The following is a 20,195-nucleotide window of genomic DNA, read 5'->3' on the forward strand; positions in this document are numbered from 1 at the left end:
CCCCCACGCGGGCGTGCACGGCACGACGCTCGCGAGCGTCGAGGACAGGTCTTCCGTCTCCCGGTGGATGCTCCGCGCGTGCTCCGCAGGACACCCGCCCGGAGCGCTACACCGGCAGCCGCACCTGCACCCGCGTGTGGCCTGGCTCGGAGAGGACGCGCACGTCACCGCCGTGCCGCTCGATGATGCGCCGGCTGATGTCCAGCCCCAGCCCCGCCGCGTGCGGCTTCGTGCTGAAGAAGGGTTCGAAGATGCGCGGCATCAAGTCCCTGGGAATCCCAGGCCCGTCGTCGGCGACCTCCGCCACCACCTGACCGGCTTCCGTCCAGGTGCGCAGCTTCAGCGTCCCACCGCGCTCACCCAGCGCCTCCAGCGCGTTCAGCACCAACTGCGTCCACACCTCGTCCAGCGCGCCACCCTCCGCGCTCAGCTTCGGGGCTGTCCGCTCGTATTGCCGCTCCACGGTGACGTGGCCGCCATCCAGCCGGTGGCGCAGCACGCCCAGCGCGGTCTCCAGGCCGTCATGCACGTCCACTTCCGTGGCCGGTGCCCGGTCCATGAAGCTGTACGCCTGCACCGCTTCCACGAGGGCGGAGACACGGGCACTGCCGCGCTCCACTTCCGCCAGCAGCACGTCTCCGCTCACCGCCGCCACCAGCCAGGACAGCGTGTCGCGCAGCAGCGCTTCACCCACGCGGTGCGCCACCGAGTCCAGCCACGCCACGTCCAGCCCGGACGCCACCAGCGCGGGCGCGACGTCCCACGCGTCCGTCATGCCGCGAATCTCCAGCCACGCGCCCACGTCCTCCTCGCGCCGCGTCCGCGCGAGCGGCTCCAGCGCGGGAGTCGCCCGGCCGCGGTCGGCGGCCTCGCGAGGCAGCGCGAGCAACGCGCCACGCTGCGCGGAGGACAGGCCATGCTGCCCCAGCGCCATGGCCCGAGCGGACACCAGGCGCAGCGTGTCGCGCAGCCGTGTCGCGCTCCGGTTCGCCGCCGTCGCCGGGTTGCCCAGCTCCGGTGCGAGCCCCGCCACCATCTGCCCGGGCGTCAGCAGCCCGGGCTGCTGCGTGGACACCACTTCCTGCGGCTGGGTGCGCTGGGCCGCCACCTCCATGAGCCCCCGTCCCAGCGAGGGCGCCTGCCGCAAGAGCTCCCAGAAGGCGGCGGGCTCCAACCTCAGCAAGCGCACGTCCGTCTGCGCATGGCCGGTGGTGGGATAGGGGGAGTTCAGGAAGAGGATGAGCTCCCCGAAGATGTCGCCCGCCTCCAGCGTGCCCGTGGGTGCGTCCTGGTCTCCCACCCGGCGGGACCACACCGTGCGTCCCTCGAGGATGACGGACAGGCCGTCGGCGGGGTCTCCCTGCGCGGCGACTCGAGTCCCTGCGGCGAAGTGAAGCTGGCGCCCATGACTGGCCACCCAGTGGAGCTGCTCGTCGCCCAGCCGGGAGAACAGTGAAACCCGGCGCAGCGCTGTGACGATGTCCTCGCTTCCCATGTCCCTTCGATGCTGCCTGGGTCCGAGGAAGGGTGTCCATCTCCGGATGGCCCCGTGGACCCGGAATCGACATGGACCGTGGGATGCAAGCCCTGTAGGCGCCCGGCGCCTTGGGGCTCGAGGGGGGGGCCTCACCCGACTGGGAGCAGGCGGCCACCGCCTGGCTGTCCGCTCCCGCGCGACGCATGTCCGGCAGGGTGGCGGACGACGGAGCTTGTGGGGAAGCGAGACTCGCGGACGGGGCGCAATGTTGGGGGAACCCTGACAGGAAGGAGCTCCGCATGGAGCCGCACGCCGCTCCCCATCCGCGCACGGAGGCCCCGGGCCTGTCGCCGACGAGCACTCCGCCCACCTCGGCAGGAGCGGAGGAAGGCGACGCGGCGACTCTCTTCCTGTCGGAGCTGCGGACCGTCTCGCTCTTCTCCGACGTGGACCCCGAGGAGGCCGAGTGGCTGCGCGGCGAGTCCACGCACGTGGAGCTTCAACCCCAGGAGTGGCTGGGCCACGAAGGGGAACCCGCTGCCTTCTACCTCATCCTGGAAGGAGAGCTGCGCATCACCAAGACGGTGGGAGGCGTGGAGACGCTCGTCTCCGTGTTCCGCGCCGGAGAGTTCTTCGGGGAGGTGCCGCTGCTGCTCGGCCAGCGCTTCCTCGCCAGCAGCCGTGCCCTCTCGTACTGCCGGCTGGTGCGGCTCAGTCACAAGGCCTTCTGGCAGATGCTCGCGGAGTGCCCCACGGCGAACCGGGAGATTCTCCGGAAGATGGCCGAGCGCATGAAGGCACTCCAGTCCATCTCGCTCCAGCAGGAGAAGCTGGCATCGCTCGGAACGCTGGCCGCGGGGCTGGCCCATGAGCTGAACAACCCCGTGTCGGCGGTGATGCGCGGCGTGCGCGAGCTGGGGGAACGGCTGGGGGAGCTGCCCTCGCTGGCGCTGTCCCTGGACTGCCGCACGCTGTCCGAGCCCCAGGTGCGGGCGCTGGAGGCTCGCGCCTCGCTGGAGCCCGTCTCCCGCAGTCCCCTGGACCGGGGCGACGCGGAGGACGCGCTCGCGCGGTGGCTGGGCGCGCGCGGCGTGGAGGACGCGTGGGTGCTGGCGCCGGAGCTGGTGGAGTCGGGCCTGTCGCTCGAGCGACTGGAGCACGAATTGGAGTCGCTGCAGGGCGACGTGCTGAAGGGCACGCTGCGCTGGGTGGCCGCGACGCGGGGAATCTCGGTGCTGCTCGAAGAGGTGGGGCAGGCGGGGGGGCGCATCGCCGCGCTGGTGAACGCGGCCCGGGCGTACACGTACCTGGATGAAGCGCCGCTGCAGCGCGTGGACGTCCACGAGGGACTGGAGAGCACGCTGGCCGTGCTGGGGCATCGGCTGCGCGGCGTGCGCGTGGAGCGGGACTATGACCGGAGCCTGCCGCCCATCACCGCGTACGGCACGGAGCTGAATCAGGTGTGGACCAGTCTCATCGAGAACGCGGCCGACGCCATCAAGGAGAACGGCGGGGGCACGCTGCTGCTGCGCACGCGCGGCGACGGGGACCACGTGGAGGTGGAGGTGGTGGATGACGGCCCCGGCATCCCCGAGGACGTGCTGCCACGGGTCTTCGACCCGTTCTTCACCACGAAGGGCGTGGGCGAGGGCACGGGCCTGGGGCTGAGCATCACCCACCGCGTGGTGTCCACGCTGCACCGAGGCGAGGTGGTCGTCACCTCCAGGCCGGGCGAGACGCGCTTCCGGGTCCGCCTGCCCCTCGAACTCGACAGCGCCTTCATCCCCGAGCCCGCGCGTCCGCGTGCGCCTTCTCCACAGCCGCGTCCGGAGCTCGAGGAGCTGCGCGGCGCGTAGCGGTGTCACCCCGGCGGAGGTGTCTTCAGCGGAAGCCGGACCTGGAAGGACGTGCGCCCGGGCTTCGACTCCACGCGCACGTCGCCGTGGTGTCGGTCCACGACGACTCGGCGGGTGATGTCCAGGCCCAGGCCGGTGCCGTGGCCCATGGGCTTGGTCGTGAAGAAGGGCTCCCAGATGCGCGGCAGCAGCTCCGGCGGTACTCCGGGCCCGTCATCCACCACCTCCACGAGCAGGAAGTCACCGTCCTTCGCGGTGCGCACGGTGAGGTGGCCCTTGCCGCCCATGGCGTCGATGGCGTTGTCGACGAGGTTGGTCCACACGTGGTTGAGCATGCCGGGCAGGGCCTGGACGCGTGGCAGGTCGCGGTCGTACTCGCGCTTCACCTCGACGCCGTGCTTCAGCTTGTAGTTGAGGAGCAGCAGCGTGTTCTCCAGGCCCTCGTGGACGTCCACGGGTTCGAGCTGCTCCTTGCCCGCATGGGTATAGGACTTCACCGCGCCGGCCAGCTCCGCCAGGCGCGTGGTGCTCTGCTTCACCTCCGCGAGCAGTGCCCGCGTGCGCACCATCGCCTCAAGCCACGCGAGCGCGTCCGGCAGCGCGTCGGCGGGAAGGGCCTGGGCCAGCGCCTCCAGCTTCTCCTGTCCGATGGCCGCGTCGAGCAGCGTGGGCGAGAGGTCCCACGCGTTCACCACGCCGCGTTCATCCATCCACGTCGCGAGCGCGTCCTCCGCGTCACCTCGGGTCAGCGGGTCCAGGTCCCGCGTGGCGCCCCGGCCCTGGCTCTGCCGGCACGTGCGCAGGAGCAGCACGCGTTGCTCCTCCGTCAGCTTCCAGCGCTCCAGCGCGAGGGACAGGTCCTCCTGCGCGTCCATGGCCAGGGTGAGCTGCTCGGTGGCGCGGCGGCCCGCGGAGGCGGGGTTGTTCATCTCGTGCGCCAGCCCCGCCGCATGGCGGCCCAGCGCGGCCAGCTTCTCCTGGCGCAGCAGCGTGCCTTCCAGGCATCGCAGACGCTCCTGGGGCTCCTTCACGTCCGCGGACACGTCACACCTCACTCAGGTATTGGTGGATGAAGGAGATGGCGATGGAGCCCTCGCCCACGCCGGACGCCACGCGCTTGATGGACGCATGGCGCACGTCGCCCGCGGCGAAGATGCCCGGCACGCTCGTCTCCAGGAGGAACGGTGGGCGGTCCGGCTTCCAGCCCTTGGGGCGCTGGCCTCCGGGCATCAGGTCCGGTCCGGTGAGGACGTAGCCGCGCGCGTCCCGGGCCACCAGTCCGTCCAGCCACTCCGTCCTGGGCACGGCGCCAATCATCACGAACAGCGTGGTGGCGGGCACGGTGCGCTCGGGTTGTCCCCGCGTGGCCAGGGCGAGGCGCTCCAGGTGGGCGCCGCCCTCCACGCGCGTCACCTCGGTGTCGAGCAGCACGGTGACGTTGAGCAGGGAGCGCACCTGTTCGACGAGGTAGTGGGACATGCCCCGCTCCAGCGAGTCGCCGCGCACCACCAGCGTCACCTGCCGGGCGAACTGCGCGAAGTAGAGCGCGGCCTGTCCCGCCGAGTTGGCGCCGCCGATGATGTAGACGTCCTCTTCCTTGCAGGACACCGCCTCCGTGCGCGACGAGCCGTAGTAGACGCCCGCGCCGGTGAGCGCCTCCATGCCGGGGGTCTCCAGCTTCTTCCATTGAACGCCCATTGCGAGCAGCAGCGCGTGACAGCTCAGCTCCGTCCCATCCGCCAGCGTGACGATGCGGTACGGGTCCTCCACGCGCAGGCCGCTCACCTCCTGGGGCGTGAGGATTTCCACGCCGAAACGCGCCGCCTGCGCCACCGCGCGCCGGGTCAGGTCTCCGCCGCTCAGGCCCGCCGGGAAGCCCAGGTAGTTCTCGATGCGCGAGCTGGTGCCCGCCTGTCCGCCCGGTGCGCTGCGCTCCACCATGACGGTGCTCAGGCCCTCGGAGGCCCCGTACACGGCGGCGGCGAGCCCCGCGGGTCCTCCACCGATGATGACCAGATCGTAGAAGGGCTTGGTGGCGCGGACCTTCAGGCCGATGCGCTCGGCCACCTCCAGCGTGGAAGGCCCCATCAGCCGCGTGCCGTCCGGGAAGAGGACCAGGGGCAGCTTCTCCACGGCCGCGCCGCCGGCCTGGGCCAGCAGCAGCCGGCCCTCGTCGCTGACCTCCACGTCGAGCCACTGGTAGGGCACCTGGTTGCTGCCCAGGAAGTCCCGCAGCGCATGGGAGCGAGGCGCCCAGCGGTTGCCCAGCACGCGGATGCCCTCGAACGTCGGAGGGTGGTGCGCCCACCACTCCTCGAGCAGGTCGGTCAGCACCGGATAGAGGCGCTCCTCGGGAGGCTCCCACGGCTTGAGCAGGTAGTGGTCCAGGTGCACTTCGTTGATGGCGTGGATGGCGGCCTGCGTGTCCGCGTACGCGGTGAGCAGCACGCGCCGGGCCTCGTCGTAGAGCGCCTTGGCCTGCTCCAGGAACTCCACGCCGGACATGCCTGGCATGCGCTGGTCCACCAGGAAGAGGGCCACCGGGTCTCCGCGCAGCCGCAGCTGACGCACCGTCTCCAGCGCCGCCTCACCCCGGTCCGCGCTCAGCACGCGGTACTCGCGGCCGTACTGCCGCCGCAGGTCGCGCTCCACCGCGCGCAGCACTTCCGTGTCGTCGTCCACCGCGAGGATGACGGGCTTGGCCATGCGGTTCGCTCCCCTTGGGAGAGAACGCACCGGACAGCGCAGGTCCTCCAGGCGGGCGGACGGGCCGTGCGCGGGCCGCCCGGAGCCCTGGCGTCAGCGAGCGCCCGCGAGGCGGGCTACGGCGGGCACGTGGCCGCCTCGTCGTTTCTATCGATGACGCGCTCGTCGAGGGCGCCCGTGTGGACGGCCTCCGCGAGCAGGGTGGCCCGACACGAGGGGAGCCACGTGTTGCCGGTGACCATGAAGCCGACGCGGACCTGGGCCAGGGAGTCGAGCCGGAGCTCCGTGAGGCTGGGATTGTCCCGGACCGTCAGGCCGTCCACCTCTCGCAGGCCCTTCAGCCCGACGAGGGTCGGCAGGTTCGTGTTCCCATCCGCGTAGAGGTTGCTGGCGATGGTCAGTCGCTCCAGGCCCGACAGGTCCATCAGGGACCGGTTGTTGGTGATGACCAGCTCGCCGCGGATGCTCTGGAGGGAGCCCAGCTCCGTGACTTGATACAGCCTCGGATTTCCGATGACGCGGAAGTAGGGCCCCACGTCCCGCAAGGCCCGCATGGGGCCGAGGACGGACAGGTTGTTGTTGTTCTCGATGGTGAAGCCCCCCACCCGGGAGAAGTTGGGCAGCTCCAGGCGCTTGAGCTGAGGGTTTCCCGACACCACGAACTCCCGGCCGACGGTCTGGAGGTTCTCCAGCAGGGCGGTGTCTTCCAGCGCCTCATTGCGGACGAGGGAGGCGTCACCCGGGATGGTCCGCAGCTTGCGCAGCCCGGCCAGCGAAAGGAGCGAGGGATTGTCGACGATGTGGAGGGCCCCGACGAGGGCGACCTGCGGCAGTGGAACGTCTCTCAGCGCTGGGTTGCCCGTGATTCTCACGGTGCCCGTGATGCTCTCGACGAAACTGAAGGTCCCCGCGCCTTCGAGGATGGCGTTGTCCGTGATTTCAAGGCCCTGTCGAGGGGTGAGGGCGCCCGTCCCCGCCAGGGAGAACAACCGGGCGTTCTGCTCCACCCTCAGGCTCCGGCCCACCTGGACTGCGCGGCTCGGGGGGAAGGAGGCGGGGCCGAACATCAGCGAGTTCAGTTGCGGATTGCGGGCGATGACCACGTCATCCCGGACGAAGCGAAGCCCCGTGAGCGCCACGCGCACGAGCAGCGGGTTGTCGTGGATGTCCACGGAGCCTTCGACGAACTCCAGCCCGGGGAGCACCACCTCCGTGGCCACCTGCGAGGAGATGATGAGCCCTCCTCGGATGTGGGAGATGTTCTGGAGCGCGGCGACGTCCGTGGCGTCGAGCAGTTCGTAGGTGCCGTCATGGGTGGCGGCGGACCGGCATGCGTACTGCCGGCCCAGGACCTCCAGTTCCTCCAACACCAGACTCCCGTCCTCGTCTCCGCCGTAGGCCACGGCCACGCCGCCAGCGATGCAGTTCACGCCGGGCGCCTCCGCGTGCTGGCGTGTCAGGATGCTCCCCGGCGGTCTGCAGATGCGGGTGGAGGCGCGAAGCTCGTCGTCGTCGAGGGTGCCGTCCTGGTCCAGGTCGGGTCCGGACTCCACGGCGTAGACGTCCGAGGAGCCGCATTCACTGTCCTCGCGCGTCCCGAGCCCCACCACGCGCGTGAGCACCGTGTCCGGCTCCTGGCAGCCGTAGACCGCGCGGGTGATTTCGTCGTCGGACAGGATGCCGTCCTGGTTCGTGTCGTTGCCCGCGTGAGTCAGTTGGCCGCCCAGCGGACACGCCTCGCCCCGGGGCTCGCTCCGCGTGCGCACCAAGACCCCTGGGAAGGTCGTGGCGCAGACGTACTCCTCGGCCGTCACCTCGGTGTCGCCGAGCACGCCATCCAGGTCGGTGTCGATGCCCGACTCCACCCGGCGACCGCCGTGCTCGCAATGCGTGCCCGCCGGCTCCTCCCGCGTGCGCTGCACGACTCGTGGGGGCGCCTTGTCGCAGAAGTACTGGATGTTGTCCGCCTCGTCGTCGGACAGAAGCCCATCGTCATTCGCGTCCGGGCCCGCGAGCATCGCCTCCCCGCCATGCTCGCAGTGCTCGCCCGCGGGCTCCGGCTCCTTGCGTATCAGCGTCGCGTGGGGTTCGAGGAAGTCGCCGAGGCGAATCGCATCGCAGCCCCCCAGCAAGAAGAGCGGAACAACCCAGGTCCATCGCATCGGAGTTCCTCTTGGTCGCTTCTCGTCGCGCGCGCTGTCCCCACCAGATGGACTCATGGGCAGGTGGCCTGGTCGTCGTTGTCCGCCACGAAGAGCACGCCGGGAGTGCCTGTGTAGGCGCGCCCCACGAACTCGAGGACATGACAGGTGGGAAGCCGCGGGTTGCGCTGGGCGGACAGGTAGCTGGACACCTCCTGCACCGTGTCCAACCCCAGGCGGGTCAGGTTGGCGTTGTCCTCCACCATCAGCGATTCGATGGTGCGCAGCTTCGCGAGCTCACCCAGGTTGCCGAGCGCGTCGCAGCGCCGCACCGAGAGCCCCCGCAGGTGTTCCAGGTTCGCCAGCCCATGTAGCGCGGTCAGCTTGGGATTGTTGTCGAGAGAGAGCCAGGGCCCGTTCACGAGTGGAATCAGGCCCCCCAGGGTCTTGAGCTCCGGGAGGGAGTCCACCGAGATGCCCGTCGCCACGCTCCGCAGCTCGGGCAGGTCCCCCCACACCGTCATCGCGTCGTTGCGGGCGAAGGTGATGCTCCCCGCATGCCGGAGCGAGAAGAGACCGTAGGAGTTGAGCATCCCCGCGTTCTCGCTCACCTCCAGCTCGCCGGAGACGACCTGGAGTGACGACAGTCCCATGAGGTTCGGCAGTTGGGGGTTGCCCTTCACCCGCAGGTTTCCACCCACGGACTCCAGCTTCGTCCCCCCGAGCGTGACCAGGTGGGTGTTGCCCTCGATGACGACGTCCCCGGCCACTCGCACCAGGTTGGGCAGGGGCAGCCTCGGAAGCGTGCCGTGAGCGCTGATGGTCAACGCTCCCTCGAGGAACTGGATGGAATGCAGCCCCGGGCTCTCGGGCGCGTGCGTGAGCGCCGCGTTGCCTTTCAGGAGCACGCCGCCGCGAGGAACCACGAACCGGAGGCCGTCCAGGCTCGTCAGCCGGGCGTTGGACTCGACGGCCAGATTCGTGGTCACCCACAGTTTCTCGCCGCTCGCGCCGCCGACCTCCAGCGTCTCCAGCATGTCGTTGCCGCGAATCTCCAGCCCCTGTCCGACGAAGCGCAAGCCGGGCAACTGCATGCGCGTCAGGGAGGGATTGCCTTCGATGACCACGGCGCCATCGACGACCTCCAGTGAGGGCACCCTCACCTGGGAAAGCGACGGACCGCCGCCCCGGAACTGGAGGGTGCCTCGGATGCGGCCGATGCCCTGGAGCACGGCGAGGTCCGTGTCGTTCCGCACCAGGAAGTCGCCCTCGAAGGTGTTCCGGTCCCGGCAGATGAAGCTGGAGGCGAGGACCTCCGAGGCGTCCAACACCCTGTCGGTGTTCTGGTCCATGCCCGCGAAGACGCGAGTCCCGCCCGCCGCGCACTTCTCACCCGCCGGCTCCCAGTCCAGCTCCACCAGGAGCTGGGGCTCCTGCGCGCAGAGGGTGAGGGTGGTCCGCACCTCGTCGTCGTCGAGGTTCTTGTCGCCGTTCTCGTCGGGCCCCGTGTCGACGAGGGTGAGCCTGGTGGGCTCGGGGCAGGAACTCGGGGGCGGCTCGGGGATGCGCACGCGGGAGAGGATGGGCGCGTCGGAGACCTTCCAGCAGGTGTACACCTCGCGGGCGACCTCCTCCGGGTCCAATGTGTGGTTCCCGTTCGCATCGTGCCCGGCGCGGGTGACCTGTCCTCCTCCCAGGCACCGCGTCCCGAAGGGCACCGGCTCCACAATCACCAGCAGGTCGGGGACGATGGCGCACTGGACCTCGGTGCTCGTCACCTCGTCGTCGTCGAGCACGCTGTTCGCGTTGAGGTCCGTGCCCACGAACATCACCCGTCCTCCCAGGGGACAGCGCTCCCCCGGAGGCTCCACGATGGTGCGGGAGAGCGCGGGGAACAGCTCGCTCAACCGGAGGGCTTCACAGCCCATCACCAGGGGCAGCAACGCCAGCCATGACCATCTCATCGAGTGCTTCCTTCGGGGGCCCACGCGCCCTGCGCTGCTATATCGCCGACAGGGAGCACCGGCGTCGCGCAGGTGGCCGTGTCGTCGTTGCCCCGGATGTCGCGCTCCGTTCCGATGAACACCCGGTCCGCGAAGGTGTTGGCCAGACAGGTGGGCAGCGCCGTGTTCCAGACGATGCCCAGTGTCTGGCGCACTTCCTGGAGGTCGCCCAACCCGAGTCGCTCGAGCGCGGGATTGGAGTCCACCTTGAGCTTCGTCAGCGACTTGAGGTGTGAGAGCCCATCCAGGTGCTTCAGCGCCGGGTTCCCCGTCACCTCTAACTCCTCCATGCTCCGGAGGTTGCCCAGCCCCGACACATCGTTCAGCACGTCGTTCTCCGAGAGCGCCAGTCGCGGCAGGGAGGACAGGGCCGGGAAGGTCCCCAGGTGCGTCAGCGCCCTGTTGCGCGTCAGGTCGAACCGGCCGTGGATGGCCGTCAGCTGGGGGAAGTCGCAGGCCGTCAGGGCGTCGTTGTCGGCGAGGGACAGCCAGCTCACGCTGTTCAGCTCGCCCAGCCCCGATGTGGAGACCAGGGCGTCATTGTCCGTCACGTAGAACCCCTCCTGAATCGTCCGGAGTACGGGCAGGCCCGACAGGTTGGTCAGCGAGCCGTTCTGGCGGAGCGTCAGGGTGTTGCCCACCGTCTCCAGTTGCGTCAACTCCAGCTCGGTCAGCGCCGGGTTCTCATTGATGGCGATGGAGCCCCCCACCTGCTTGAGGACGCGGAAGGGCAGTCGGGTCAGCTTCGCGTTGCCGATGACATCGAGCGAGCCGGGCAGCTCCGTGAGGTTCCACGAGGCAGGGAGGGTGAGCGAGTCGTTGTCGAACAAGGACAGGTTGCCCCGGGGCCTCACGTTCTTCAGCCCATCCAGGCTGGCGAGGCGCGGGTTCTGCTGCACGGACAAGTCCCGCTCCACCCACAGGGCGCCCTGCTCCGTCGAGCCACCGAGCGTCAGCGTCTCCAGCTCCGGGTTGGCGTAGACGGTGATGTCGCCGCCCACGAAGCGCAGCCCGTCCATCTCCAGACGCGTCAGGGCCGTGTTGCCGCCCACGTACAGCGGCCCCTCCACCGCGGTGAGCGATGGCAGGACGAGTTCGGCCAGCGCGGTGTCCTGGATGTTCAGCGAGCCCTGGATGCGGGAGAGGGTGCGCAGCACCTCCAGGTCCACCGCGTCGCGCAGATAGTAGTCGCCGGTGAACGTGTTTTCGGAGAGGCACACGTAGGTGCGCGTGGCCACCTCGGAGTCCTCGAGTGTGCCGTTGCCGTTCGTATCGGTGCCCACATTGAGGCGGGTGCCACCGGAGGCGCAGCGGGCTCCGGGCGGCTCGGGTTGCGGGCGCACGCGGACCATCGACGCGGGAGCGCAGACGATGGCTTGCGCGCGGCGCTCCGTGTCCCCCAGCGCGCCATCGCCATCCAGGTCCGGCCCTGCCTCCAGGAGGGACGTCCCCTCGTCGCAGGCGAGCGGATACGAGTCCAGGTCGCTCACGCGGTACACCACGGTGGACGCATCCCGACAGGTGACGACTTCCTGCGTGACTTCCGCGTCCTCCAACTGCCCGTCGCCATTCACGTCCAGGCCCGCGCGAAAGCGCTGGCCGCCCAACGGGCAGGGTGTCCCCGGAGGAAGCGTCTGCGTCACCACCAGCACTCGCGGCGGTGCCAGGGCACAGTCGTAGGAGGTGCTGCTCACCTCTGCGTCGTCCAGGACGCCGTCGTCGTCCAGGTCCAGGCCCGTGAGCGTGCGCCGTCCGCCGTGCTCGCAGTTCTCGCCGGAGGGCTCGGGCTCGAAGCGGGACAGGGGATTGTGCTGACGGACGAGTTGCTCCAGGTCGATTCCGTCACAGCCCACGGTGAGCACGAGCAGCGTCATCCAGACAGGTCGCATCACGAAGGCTCTCCCCCGGGCCGCACGGTGTCAGCGTCTCAGCGCCAGCTCGATGCCGAACATCCGGTCCCACCTGTCGTCACCGTCCAGCGTGACGCGGTCCGCGGAGGCCGTGGCGGCCAGTCGCAGCTTCAGTCCCAGCAGCCGCCCCGCCACGCCCGCCGCCGCGTGCGTCGTCAGCAGCGTCGGGTCCCACATGCGCTTGTTCGGCGACGTCACCCCCAGCACACCCCAGCCGAGTCCCGCCTCGAGGAACAGTGGCGTGCGCTCCCCATCCCTCAGGCCGAAGAGGCCCTGCACCGTGGTGCGATGCGTGCGGATGCCCTCGAACGCCACCGGCATCAGCGAGTAGGTGGCGCGCGCGCCGTAGTAGAGGTGCGGCCACGTGTCATCGCGCCAGGAGAGGCTCGGGCCGGTGGAGAACCTGCTCAGCCCCAGGGGCGCCTGATGCCCCACGAGGCCCACCTCCCACGCGGAGAAGGCGGAGGGGCTGGCCATCGCGAAGCGCCGGGACACGAAGTCGCCGCCGCCCGCGGCCGGAGGAAAGGCGCGGGAGAAGTCCACCGGCACCAGCCCCGCGGCGACCACGTACTGGTCATAGAAGTCCTTGTCGAGCGGCACGGCGAACAGGCCCCGGCGCAGGGCCTCCTCGGCGGGACCGCGCTCCTGGAGCTCGCGGGGCCTCAGGTCCGGCAGCACCTCCTGGGACAGCTCCGCCAGGGTGACGCGGGCCTCGCTGGTGGGCGTGCGCAGCCAGTACACGTCGCGCTCCGGCAGCCGCAGCATCACGTACTGGTCCTCGGAGCGACGCACGTCCGCGAGCCGCCGTCCGTCCGAGTCCTCCACGGAAAGTCGCGAGTGACCGAAGCCGCTGGACAGCGTGAGGCTGGGGCCGCTGGGGGCCGGGCCGACGAGGGGACGGCGGGGTGCTCCGGTGGGCGCGAACGCGTGGATGCTCAGCCGCGCCGGAAGGCCCTTCACGCCTTGCAGCGACGCGGAGACGAAGGCGCCCAGCTCGCTGTACTCCACCTGTCCGTCGCCATTGATGTCCGCGGCGCCCAGGAGCCCCGAGCGCGCCACGTGGCTGAAGACGCCCGCGCGGATGCGGGACCACTCGTGGGTCTCTCCATCGTCGCTCTCCGCGAAGACGGCGCCCACGGTGGGCCGGGTGGCCAGTTGCTCGCGAGCGAGCATGCCGCGCAGCTCCGCCAGCACCGCCGCGTCCGTCTGCCCACCCCGACTGCCCACGACGCCGGACGCGCGGCAGGCGTCGACGATGAGGTGCACGTAGTCGGCGCCCAGGGGGTCCACCACGTCCGCGTAGAGGCTCGCCTTGTCCAGCCGGCCTCCCGCCAGGGTGAAGTAGGCGCGGCCCGCCTCGTCCGTGTTGCCGTGGCCCACGTACACCACGAGCACGTCCGTCTCGCGGCCCAGCTCGTCGTCGGCGAGGCTGGCGGCGCGCAGCCGGGCCACCTCGCGCTTCACCTCGTCGGGCGTGGGAGGCCGCGCGCCCGCGAGCACCGGCCGCGCGCCCGCGAGCGTGGAGGCATCCGGGTCCACCAGCAGCGTCGTCTCCACCCCCAGCCGCTGGAGGGTCTCCGCCCACAGCACGCCGTCATCGTCCGCGAAACGCAGCGCGGGCAGCGACGGGTCGTCGCTGCCGTTGTGGGCAATCACGAGCGCGCGGCGGACCAGGGCATCCGCCGAGGCGTCGCGTGCGGCGAAGAGCGCGGCGACCCCGAGGAGCACTCCCAGCTTGTTCATGGACCTTCCTCTACCCTCAGGGCCTGCTTGAGCACCACTGCCCCCCCCTGCTCCTCACCACGCAAGGCCGCCAGGGCCGCGGACGGGCTGTCGGCGAACGCAGCCGTCACCTCCGCCTCGCCCACCGTCTCCGGCAGCGGCACCGTCAACGCGAGGGGCGCCTCCTTGCCTGGCGCACCGGACAGGAGGAAGGGGCCGGCGGTGAGCTCCGCGCGCTGCGTGCCGCGCACCTGGACGGCGATATGCGTGTACGGCGCCTGCCCGCCCGCGGCGAAGGCCAGCATGGCGCCCGCCGGGCAGGCTTCCCCCGAGTGCAGCTCCCGCAGCGGCTGACCCGGGGTGGCGCAGAAGATGCGCAGGGCCACGCCGGGCGGCGGCGTGCCCAGGCCTCGGGCGCGGAACTCGTCGGTCAGCGCGGGCGACAGCACCATGGCGGCGACGACGGCGGTCAGCGCGCCCGCGAGCGCCATCATCGACGGCCACCGTGAAGGGGCGGCCAGGGGCTCCGCCGCGGCCAGCGCCGCCTCCAGTCCCCCCTCCGTCAACGCGAGCCGCTCCATGGAGGAGGGCGCGTCCAGCGAGTCCTCCAGCGCGCGGTGCGCCTGGGCCCATCGCTCGTAGAGGGGGCCACAGCGGTGGCAGACGTGGGCATGGCGCAGCAGTCGCGAGGCCTGGGCAGGGGGAAGCTCTCCCTGGGCCCAGCGCGGCAGGCTGGCGTCGATGTGTCGCTCGTACCACCTCATGATGGGATGCTCCCTATCGCGCACAGGGCGAGGGTGGCCAAGAGGACGCCCAGCTCCAGGCGTCCAGGCTCGGCCGTCGTCTCCAGCCAGCCGGAGGACTTCAGGTGCTCGGTGAACTGCGTGCGCAGCTTGCGCTCGCGCACGCGGACCTCGCCTCGGGTGAGTCGGAGTCGCTCGGCGGTGGTCTCCTGGGACAGCCCCTCCACGAACCGCAGCTGCGCCAGCGCGCGACCTTCCTCGGACTGCGTCTCCAGGAAGCGGCGCACCAGCGTCCGGACCTCGGTGCCGAGTGCCTCTTCCTCCGGGCTGCGCCCCTCATTGGGCAACTGGTTGAGCTCCGGTGCTTCGTCCAGCGAGACGGCTTCCCGGGACACCCGTCCCGACGCGCGCATCAGGTCGATGGCCGTCGAGCGAGCGACTGTCAGCAGGAACCCCAGGTAGGGCCGCACCCCGTCATAGGCCTGCCGCATGTTGGGACGAAACGCGCGCACGAAGGTCTCCTGATGGGCCGCGTCCAGGTCCAGCGCGGACAGGGACACGGTGCGCGTGGCCCCACCATCCGGGCCCACGGAGAAGCGTCGCGAGAGGTAGCGCAGCACCTCCGGCGAATAGGCGCGGTACACCTGGGTGAGGACGGACGAATCCCCACGACGGAAGGACTCCAGGACGGAGCGGTCATTGCCTGGCAGCACGGTCTCTCCGACACCACGCGAGCCGGCTCGAGCCCAATGCCCGACCAGCCGTCACCCTTGAAAGGGATACGGAGCTTGCTCGCGAAATGGGTTGTCCACGTCAACGAAGGGATGCCGAATTCCTTGCGGCACGACCCAGAAATAGTTGTCGGGACGCGGTCTTATGCCCTCGAACTATTTCTGGGCCGGCCTCAAGAAAAGGGGAGGGCCGAGTGGGGATGGACCTGGGACCAGGCGGTCTGGAGCCGGGCGAGCACGGTGGCGCGGTGGGCTGCGTCCAGGCCGTACCAGCTCTCGATGAAGCGGATGGGGCCGACGAGGTGGGCGTTGAAGTCCTCCAGCTCCTCGGCGGGCACCCACAGCTCCTGGTGTCGCGCGGCGCCCACCGTCCGGACGGGGTAGCGGGTGAGCCAGGAGGACTCCACGTCGAAGGCGGTGACGAAGCCCACGTGGCCGGAGCCGGCGTCCGGGGCGTTCCAGTCCCGGGCGATCTGCCGCGCGTAGTCCGCGTTCATCACCGGGTAGAAGAAGGGCTGGTCCGGCAGGCGGGGAGGAAAGCCGCGACAGTCGATGGCCAGGACGAGCTCCGCTTCCTTCAGCCCCACCGGGCGGTACAGCGTGAGTGTCTCCGTCATGGGGTCTCTCCTATCGAGCGGGTTGTGGGGCGGGGGCGCGTGGCGTCTGGAGTTGCCAGGGCCCGGAGGGCCCGCCGACGCGGTGCGAAGGCAGGCCCTGACGGTGCGGAGGTGGCGGCCGAGTTCGCGTCCAGCCACTCCGGCCCATTGCCGCGAAGGCGCGTCCCGCGTCTCCAGGCATGAGCCGCCGACCTCGGGGAGATCTCAGTTTGAGGCCGCCCGACGCCGGGCGACCCGTGGGTACGGGCCGCCGTCATGGCGTCGAGCGGACTTCACCCTCGGCCGGTCAGAACGCCGAGCCGTCGACGCGCGTTCTGGGAGACGCGGTCGAGGAGGACAGCGTGTTGTGCGGCACCCAGCTCCCCGCGGCCGAGCCGTCAGGGTTTCGGTTGTAGGAGACACCCTGGGTCGCGTTGACGTACTTGCCCTTGTCCTGCTCGGAGCCGTCCGGGCGGACGAGGAAGGCGGTGTCGCCGGAGCTGCCCGTGTTTTGGCCCCGGTTGAAGCGCAGCCCGTCGCCGCCGTTGGCGTACGCCACATTGGGCACGCCCGAGGGCACCGCCGACGCGCCGGAGTAGACGGTATAGACCTTGCCGGGCTGGAGCATCGTGCCCCCGGGGAAGACGTGCCGCGCGGGCTTGTCGCCCCGCCGCGACTCCTCGTCGTGGATGGAGTAGCCGCCCAGGTCCACGGCCGTGGTGCCGGTGTTGCGGATCTCCACGAACATCTTGTCGAAGTCCACCGTTGGGGTCCCCGAGACGTTGTTCGGGTGGGGCAGGTACTCGTTGATGAACAACGTGGGCACCGGACGGTTCAGCAGGAACACGTTGTCGCTCACGTCCGCGAGGGCGCCATCCTGCGCGTCGCTGATGCGCACCCGTGCCGTGGAGGACTCCACCGCGGGCACCGTCCAGGTGTAGGTCGCGGGCGTGGCGGGCACGGACGCGACGATGTCGCTCCACGTGAGCCCGTCATCCAGGGAGTACTGCAGCCGCACCGTGTTCACCCCGGCCGACGTCCAGGTGATGTCGAACGCCACGCCCGCGCTCAATGACTCTCCGCCGTTGGGCGCGGTGAGCTTCACGGTGTGCTCCGGCACCTCCCCGAAGTTGTAGCGGCTGATGATGGGGTAGTGGTCCGACGTGGTGGAGCCATAGCTGGGGATGTTCGGCCGCAGCACGGCGGCCGAGCCGGAGACGTAGTGGGCCAGCATCTCGTTGCTGACGAGCTGGTGGTCGATGAACGTCGAGAAGCTCACCGTGGAGGCGACCCCTTGGAGCGACATGGCCTGGGTGACGAAGGCATAGCGCACGGTGTCGTCCACGAAGTCGCGGTAGGGTGTGTCGAACTTCCCCCCCGTGCTGGGGTTCGTCGTGGTGGACCCGTCCACGTCGTCGTTCCAGTCACCCACCACCATCACCTTCTGTGTGGGGAGGTTGAAGTCCAGGTAGTCCTTGAGGTGCTGCCCCGCCGCGAGCCGCCGTGCATAGTCGTCCGCCCCGGTCATGGCCTTCATGTGCAGCACCAGCACCGTCAGGTCCACGCTGGAGACGCCTCGGGTGATGCGCAGGTCCACGCGCAACGGCGGCCTGCCGGCGAAGTCATCCTCGTACTCGCTCAGGACGATTTGCGCCTGGCGCACCTCCACCAGCCCCGTCTTGTAGAGCAGGCCCACCTTCTGCTCGTTGAACGAGTAGTAGGTGGGTCCCAACGTCACGGTGGGGTCATTGGAAAGGAAGCCCTCGTACCCGGGCAGCTGGTCCTTCAGCGTGTTGAACTGCGCCGTGTTGACCATCTCCCCCAGGCCCCACACGTCCACGCCCGCGTCGCCAATCACGGACTGCACGTTGGCGAGCTGGAGCGCGTCGTCCGCCGGGTCCTCCGTCGGGGAGCCGAACCACTCGATGTTCCAGTTGCCCACCGCCAGCGGGAAGCTCGTCGAAGGGCCCCCATCGGGGATTCCCGTGCCGGGCTTCACCTCCAGGGAGAAGCGGCCCTCCGCCTTCACGCCGCTGGCGTCCTGCACCCGCAGGGTGAAGGTCTTCGTGCCCGCCAGCTCCGCCACGCCCGTCACCTCTCCGTCCTGCGTCAGCGACAGGCCCGAGGGCAGCGAGCCCTCCGCCACGGAGAACGTCAGCGGGGGACGCCCGCCCGCCACCGAGAAGGTGTGCGTGTAGCCGTTGCCGGTGAATGCGGCGGACGGCGAGACGGCGGAGAGCACCGGCGCCGGCCACACCTTGAGGCTGTACGTCCGCGTATCCACGCTCTTCTCCACGTCCCGCACGCTCACCCGGAGGGAGAACTCTCCAGAGGCGCTGGCGGGGCCGGTGAGCTTCCCGTCGGCCGAATAGAAGGAGAAGCCCGGGGGGACTTCCGTCTCCAGCGTGTAGCTCAAGGGCGCGGTGCCACCCGTGGCCGTCAGGTGCACCTCATAGGTGGCGCCCACCGTGGTGTCGGTCAGCTCGGAGGTGGGGAGCTTGGGGCCCCCGCCTGGGTCATCGTGGCGGCTTCCCGAACAGGCGCTCAAGAAGGCCAGGACGACGAGTGCCCCGGCGGCGCGGATGAGAGACATGGATGTGGGCTCCAGCAGGGCGAGCCATCGGCCGGGCCCGCATTTGAAACGAGACACTCTAGCGAAATCCCTGTTGCGCGACGATGACACCCTCGAACACGGACGGAGCCCCAGGAAGTCGCGCTGCGTTGGAACGGCAATGGCCGTCCGCGTCGTCCGTGACATATTCGAGAGTCGCGGGAACCATGGGGGGCTGCCGCCGCCCGACGAGAGGACACGCTCAATGGCCGAGAAGTGGGACAAGCAGTTGATGGAGTTCCTCAAGCGCACCGGTGACGAGCTCAAGCGCACGACCGACGACCTTCGCGGCGAGGCGCAGCGGCTCCTCAAGGAAGTGAAGGACCCGGAGAAGCAGGCCAAGGTGAAGGAGGGCCTGGAGCAGCTGCGCACCTGGGCGGCCAGCACCACCAAGGTGGCGGCGGAGAAGATTGAAACCGCCGTGCGCCAGGTCGAGGGCGCCGTGGAGCGCGCCTTCCATCCGGAGGACGAGGCCACCACCAAGCCTCCCGCCAGCAAGAAGGCCAAGGGCGCCTCCCGCGCCAGCGCCCCCGAAGCCCCGGCCGCCGAGGCCCCGGCTCCGAAGGCCGAGCCTCGCGCCACGAAGAAGGCGGGCACCAAGTCCATTGGCCGCGCCAAGAAGGCGGGCGGGCGGGCGGCGAAGAAGGCCGCCCCGGCTTCCAAGAAGACGATGGGCCGCGCCAAGAAGCCCACCGCCGGAGCGTGAAGTTCCGTTCCGCCTGAATCGCGCCCGCACATACCTCGGGTCCGGGTTCCGCCAGTCGTTCCCGCCAGTTGGAACGGTGTGCGGCGCGTGAGATAGTGCGCGCCGTGGCCGGCTCCAGCGAAAAGGACAGCATCCAGGCGGAAATCGGGCAGGACGTCATCGACGCGGCGGTCCGCAGCGTCGAGCGTCGAATGGAGGATGACGAGGTGACCGTCATCGAGGTGGAGGCCCCCCAGGCCGCCGCCTCTGACGAGGACCTCGTCGCCTCCCCCGAGTCTTCCGCGATTCCCGAAGACCCCGTGGCGACTCCGGCGACAGCCGAAGAGGTCGCCGCCTTGCGCGAGGAGGTGGAGTCGCTCAAGGCGCAGGTCGAATTCAGTCAGGCCAAGGGCCGCGAGACGATGGAGCGGCTGCGCGAGGCGCACGAGCGCGCGAAGGATGCGCAGGAGCGCATGGTCCGCGCCGCCGCGGACCTGGAGAACTACCGCAAGCGCGCGCAGAAGGAGAAGGAGGAGGTCCAGCGCTTCGGCTCGGAGAAGCTGCTCAAGGACCTGCTCCCGGTGATGGACAACCTGGACCGCGCGCTCGAGGCGGCGGCCAAGTCGACCGACATCGACAGCTTCCAGAAGGGCGTCGCGATGACGCGCAAGTCCTTCGAGGACGCGCTCGCGCGCCACGGCGTGAAGTCCTTCAGCGCCAAGGGTCAGCCGTTCGACCCGCGCATGCACGAGGCCATCCAGCAGGTGGAGACGGCGGACGTCCCCGTCGGCCACGTGGCCTTCGAGGTGGTGCGCGGCTTCTTCCTCAACGAGCGGCTGGTGCGTCCGGCCCTCGTCGTCGTCGCGCGCGCGCCGGAGGCGCCAGCGCCCGTCGACACCACGTCAAACACGCCGCCCGAGTCCGCGGAGGCGCCGTCCTCGCCGGACGGTGAGCCGCGTGCCGAGGCGACCGAGCAGCAGTCGGACAGCACTTCCGGGGGGAGTCAGTAAGCGT

At 70.2% G+C, this 20,195-nt stretch carries 14 protein-coding genes; 3 read left to right on the forward strand and 11 right to left on the reverse strand.

Annotated features, from left to right (window positions below; translation table 11 throughout):
- Positions 1–106: 106 nt before the first annotated feature.
- Positions 107–1,495 carry an ATP-binding protein gene (locus FJV41_RS08845; protein WP_141641992.1) on the reverse strand — a complete coding sequence of 463 codons (1,389 nt, stop codon included), beginning with the start codon at positions 1,493–1,495 and terminating at the stop codon, positions 107–109.
- Between the two features lie 281 nt (positions 1,496–1,776).
- On the opposite strand from FJV41_RS08845, the gene FJV41_RS08850 reads away from it, so the two are divergent.
- Positions 1,777–3,333, forward strand: a complete 1,557-nt coding sequence (locus FJV41_RS08850; RefSeq protein WP_181790499.1) for a sensor histidine kinase — start codon at positions 1,777–1,779, stop codon at positions 3,331–3,333.
- A 5-nt stretch (positions 3,334–3,338) separates the two neighbouring features.
- On the opposite strand, the gene FJV41_RS08855 is transcribed toward FJV41_RS08850, so the two are convergent.
- The 10 genes from FJV41_RS08855 to FJV41_RS53560 all read right to left on the reverse strand — a co-directional run bounded on the left by FJV41_RS08855 (position 3,339) and on the right by FJV41_RS53560 (position 18,478).
- The gene (locus tag FJV41_RS08855) at positions 3,339–4,376 is read right to left on the reverse strand and encodes an ATP-binding protein (protein WP_141641994.1); all 1,038 of its coding nucleotides are present in this window, start codon (positions 4,374–4,376) and stop codon (positions 3,339–3,341) included.
- A 1-nt stretch (position 4,377) separates the two neighbouring features.
- The gene (locus FJV41_RS08860; protein ID WP_141641995.1) at positions 4,378–6,039 is read right to left on the reverse strand and encodes an NAD(P)/FAD-dependent oxidoreductase; all 1,662 of its coding nucleotides are present in this window, start codon (positions 6,037–6,039) and stop codon (positions 4,378–4,380) included.
- Positions 6,040–6,155: 116 nt separating this feature from the next.
- Positions 6,156–8,201 (reverse strand): DUF7151 family protein, encoded by a 2,046-nt coding sequence (locus FJV41_RS08865; protein WP_141641996.1) that lies wholly within the window; start codon positions 8,199–8,201, stop codon positions 6,156–6,158.
- Positions 8,202–8,254: 53 nt separating this feature from the next.
- Positions 8,255–10,144 carry a DUF7151 family protein gene (locus FJV41_RS08870; protein WP_141641997.1) on the reverse strand — a complete coding sequence of 630 codons (1,890 nt, stop codon included), beginning with the start codon at positions 10,142–10,144 and terminating at the stop codon, positions 8,255–8,257.
- Positions 10,141–12,072: a DUF7151 family protein gene (locus FJV41_RS08875; protein WP_438616734.1), complete on the reverse strand. Its 1,932-nt coding sequence runs from the start codon at positions 12,070–12,072 to the stop codon at positions 10,141–10,143. The genes FJV41_RS08870 and FJV41_RS08875 overlap by 4 nt, the downstream gene beginning before the upstream one ends.
- A gap of 30 nt (positions 12,073–12,102) precedes the next feature.
- Complete coding sequence (locus FJV41_RS08880; protein ID WP_141641999.1) at positions 12,103–13,836, reverse strand: caspase family protein; 1,734 nt, start codon at positions 13,834–13,836, stop codon at positions 12,103–12,105.
- On the reverse strand, positions 13,833–14,579 hold the full coding sequence (locus FJV41_RS08885; RefSeq protein ID WP_174460875.1) for a hypothetical protein: 747 nt from the start codon (positions 14,577–14,579) through the stop codon (positions 13,833–13,835). The genes FJV41_RS08880 and FJV41_RS08885 overlap by 4 nt, the downstream gene beginning before the upstream one ends.
- Entirely contained in the window at positions 14,576–15,271 is a 696-nt protein-coding gene (locus FJV41_RS08890) for an RNA polymerase sigma factor (protein ID WP_141642001.1), read from the reverse strand. The genes FJV41_RS08885 and FJV41_RS08890 overlap by 4 nt, the downstream gene beginning before the upstream one ends.
- 191 nt (positions 15,272–15,462) lie before the next feature.
- Positions 15,463–15,906, reverse strand: a complete 444-nt coding sequence (locus FJV41_RS08895; RefSeq protein WP_141642002.1) for a hypothetical protein — start codon at positions 15,904–15,906, stop codon at positions 15,463–15,465.
- A 286-nt stretch (positions 15,907–16,192) separates the two neighbouring features.
- Positions 16,193–18,478, reverse strand: coding sequence for a lamin tail domain-containing protein (locus tag FJV41_RS53560; protein ID WP_246137097.1), 2,286 nt, complete (start codon positions 18,476–18,478; stop codon positions 16,193–16,195).
- Between the two features lie 223 nt (positions 18,479–18,701).
- On the opposite strand from FJV41_RS53560, the gene FJV41_RS08905 reads away from it, so the two are divergent.
- Both FJV41_RS08905 and grpE read left to right on the forward strand, forming a co-directional pair.
- Positions 18,702–19,202, forward strand: a complete 501-nt coding sequence (locus FJV41_RS08905) for a transcriptional regulator (protein WP_141642003.1) — start codon at positions 18,702–18,704, stop codon at positions 19,200–19,202.
- Between the two features lie 95 nt (positions 19,203–19,297).
- A complete protein-coding gene (grpE, locus tag FJV41_RS08910; RefSeq protein WP_141642004.1) occupies positions 19,298–20,191 on the forward strand; it encodes a nucleotide exchange factor GrpE in 894 nt (297 codons plus the stop codon).
- Positions 20,192–20,195 lie beyond the last annotated feature (4 nt).

The sequence above is a fragment of the Myxococcus llanfairpwllgwyngyllgogerychwyrndrobwllllantysiliogogogochensis genome, from assembly GCF_006636215.1.
In the GTDB taxonomy this organism is placed as follows: domain Bacteria; phylum Myxococcota; class Myxococcia; order Myxococcales; family Myxococcaceae; genus Myxococcus; species Myxococcus llanfairpwllgwyngyllgogerychwyrndrobwllllantysiliogogogochensis.

Coding starts and splice junctions, on each gene's coding strand:
- FJV41_RS08845 (WP_141641992.1), bottom strand. CDS start 1,495: ATGGGAAGCGAGGACATCGTCACAGCGCTGCGCCGGGTTTCACTGTTC.
- FJV41_RS08850 (WP_181790499.1), top strand. CDS start 1,777: ATGGAGCCGCACGCCGCTCCCCATCCGCGCACGGAGGCCCCGGGCCTG.
- FJV41_RS08860 (WP_141641995.1), bottom strand. CDS start 6,039: ATGGCCAAGCCCGTCATCCTCGCGGTGGACGACGACACGGAAGTGCTG.
- FJV41_RS08865 (WP_141641996.1), bottom strand. CDS start 8,201: ATGCGATGGACCTGGGTTGTTCCGCTCTTCTTGCTGGGGGGCTGCGAT.
- FJV41_RS08870 (WP_141641997.1), bottom strand. CDS start 10,144: ATGAGATGGTCATGGCTGGCGTTGCTGCCCCTGGTGATGGGCTGTGAA.
- FJV41_RS08875 (WP_438616734.1), bottom strand. CDS start 12,072: ATGCGACCTGTCTGGATGACGCTGCTCGTGCTCACCGTGGGCTGTGAC.
- FJV41_RS08880 (WP_141641999.1), bottom strand. CDS start 13,836: ATGAACAAGCTGGGAGTGCTCCTCGGGGTCGCCGCGCTCTTCGCCGCA.
- FJV41_RS08885 (WP_174460875.1), bottom strand. CDS start 14,579: ATGAGGTGGTACGAGCGACACATCGACGCCAGCCTGCCGCGCTGGGCC.
- FJV41_RS08895 (WP_141642002.1), bottom strand. CDS start 15,906: ATGACGGAGACACTCACGCTGTACCGCCCGGTGGGGCTGAAGGAAGCG.
- FJV41_RS53560 (WP_246137097.1), bottom strand. CDS start 18,478: ATGTCTCTCATCCGCGCCGCCGGGGCACTCGTCGTCCTGGCCTTCTTG.
- FJV41_RS08905 (WP_141642003.1), top strand. CDS start 18,702: ATGGCCGAGAAGTGGGACAAGCAGTTGATGGAGTTCCTCAAGCGCACC.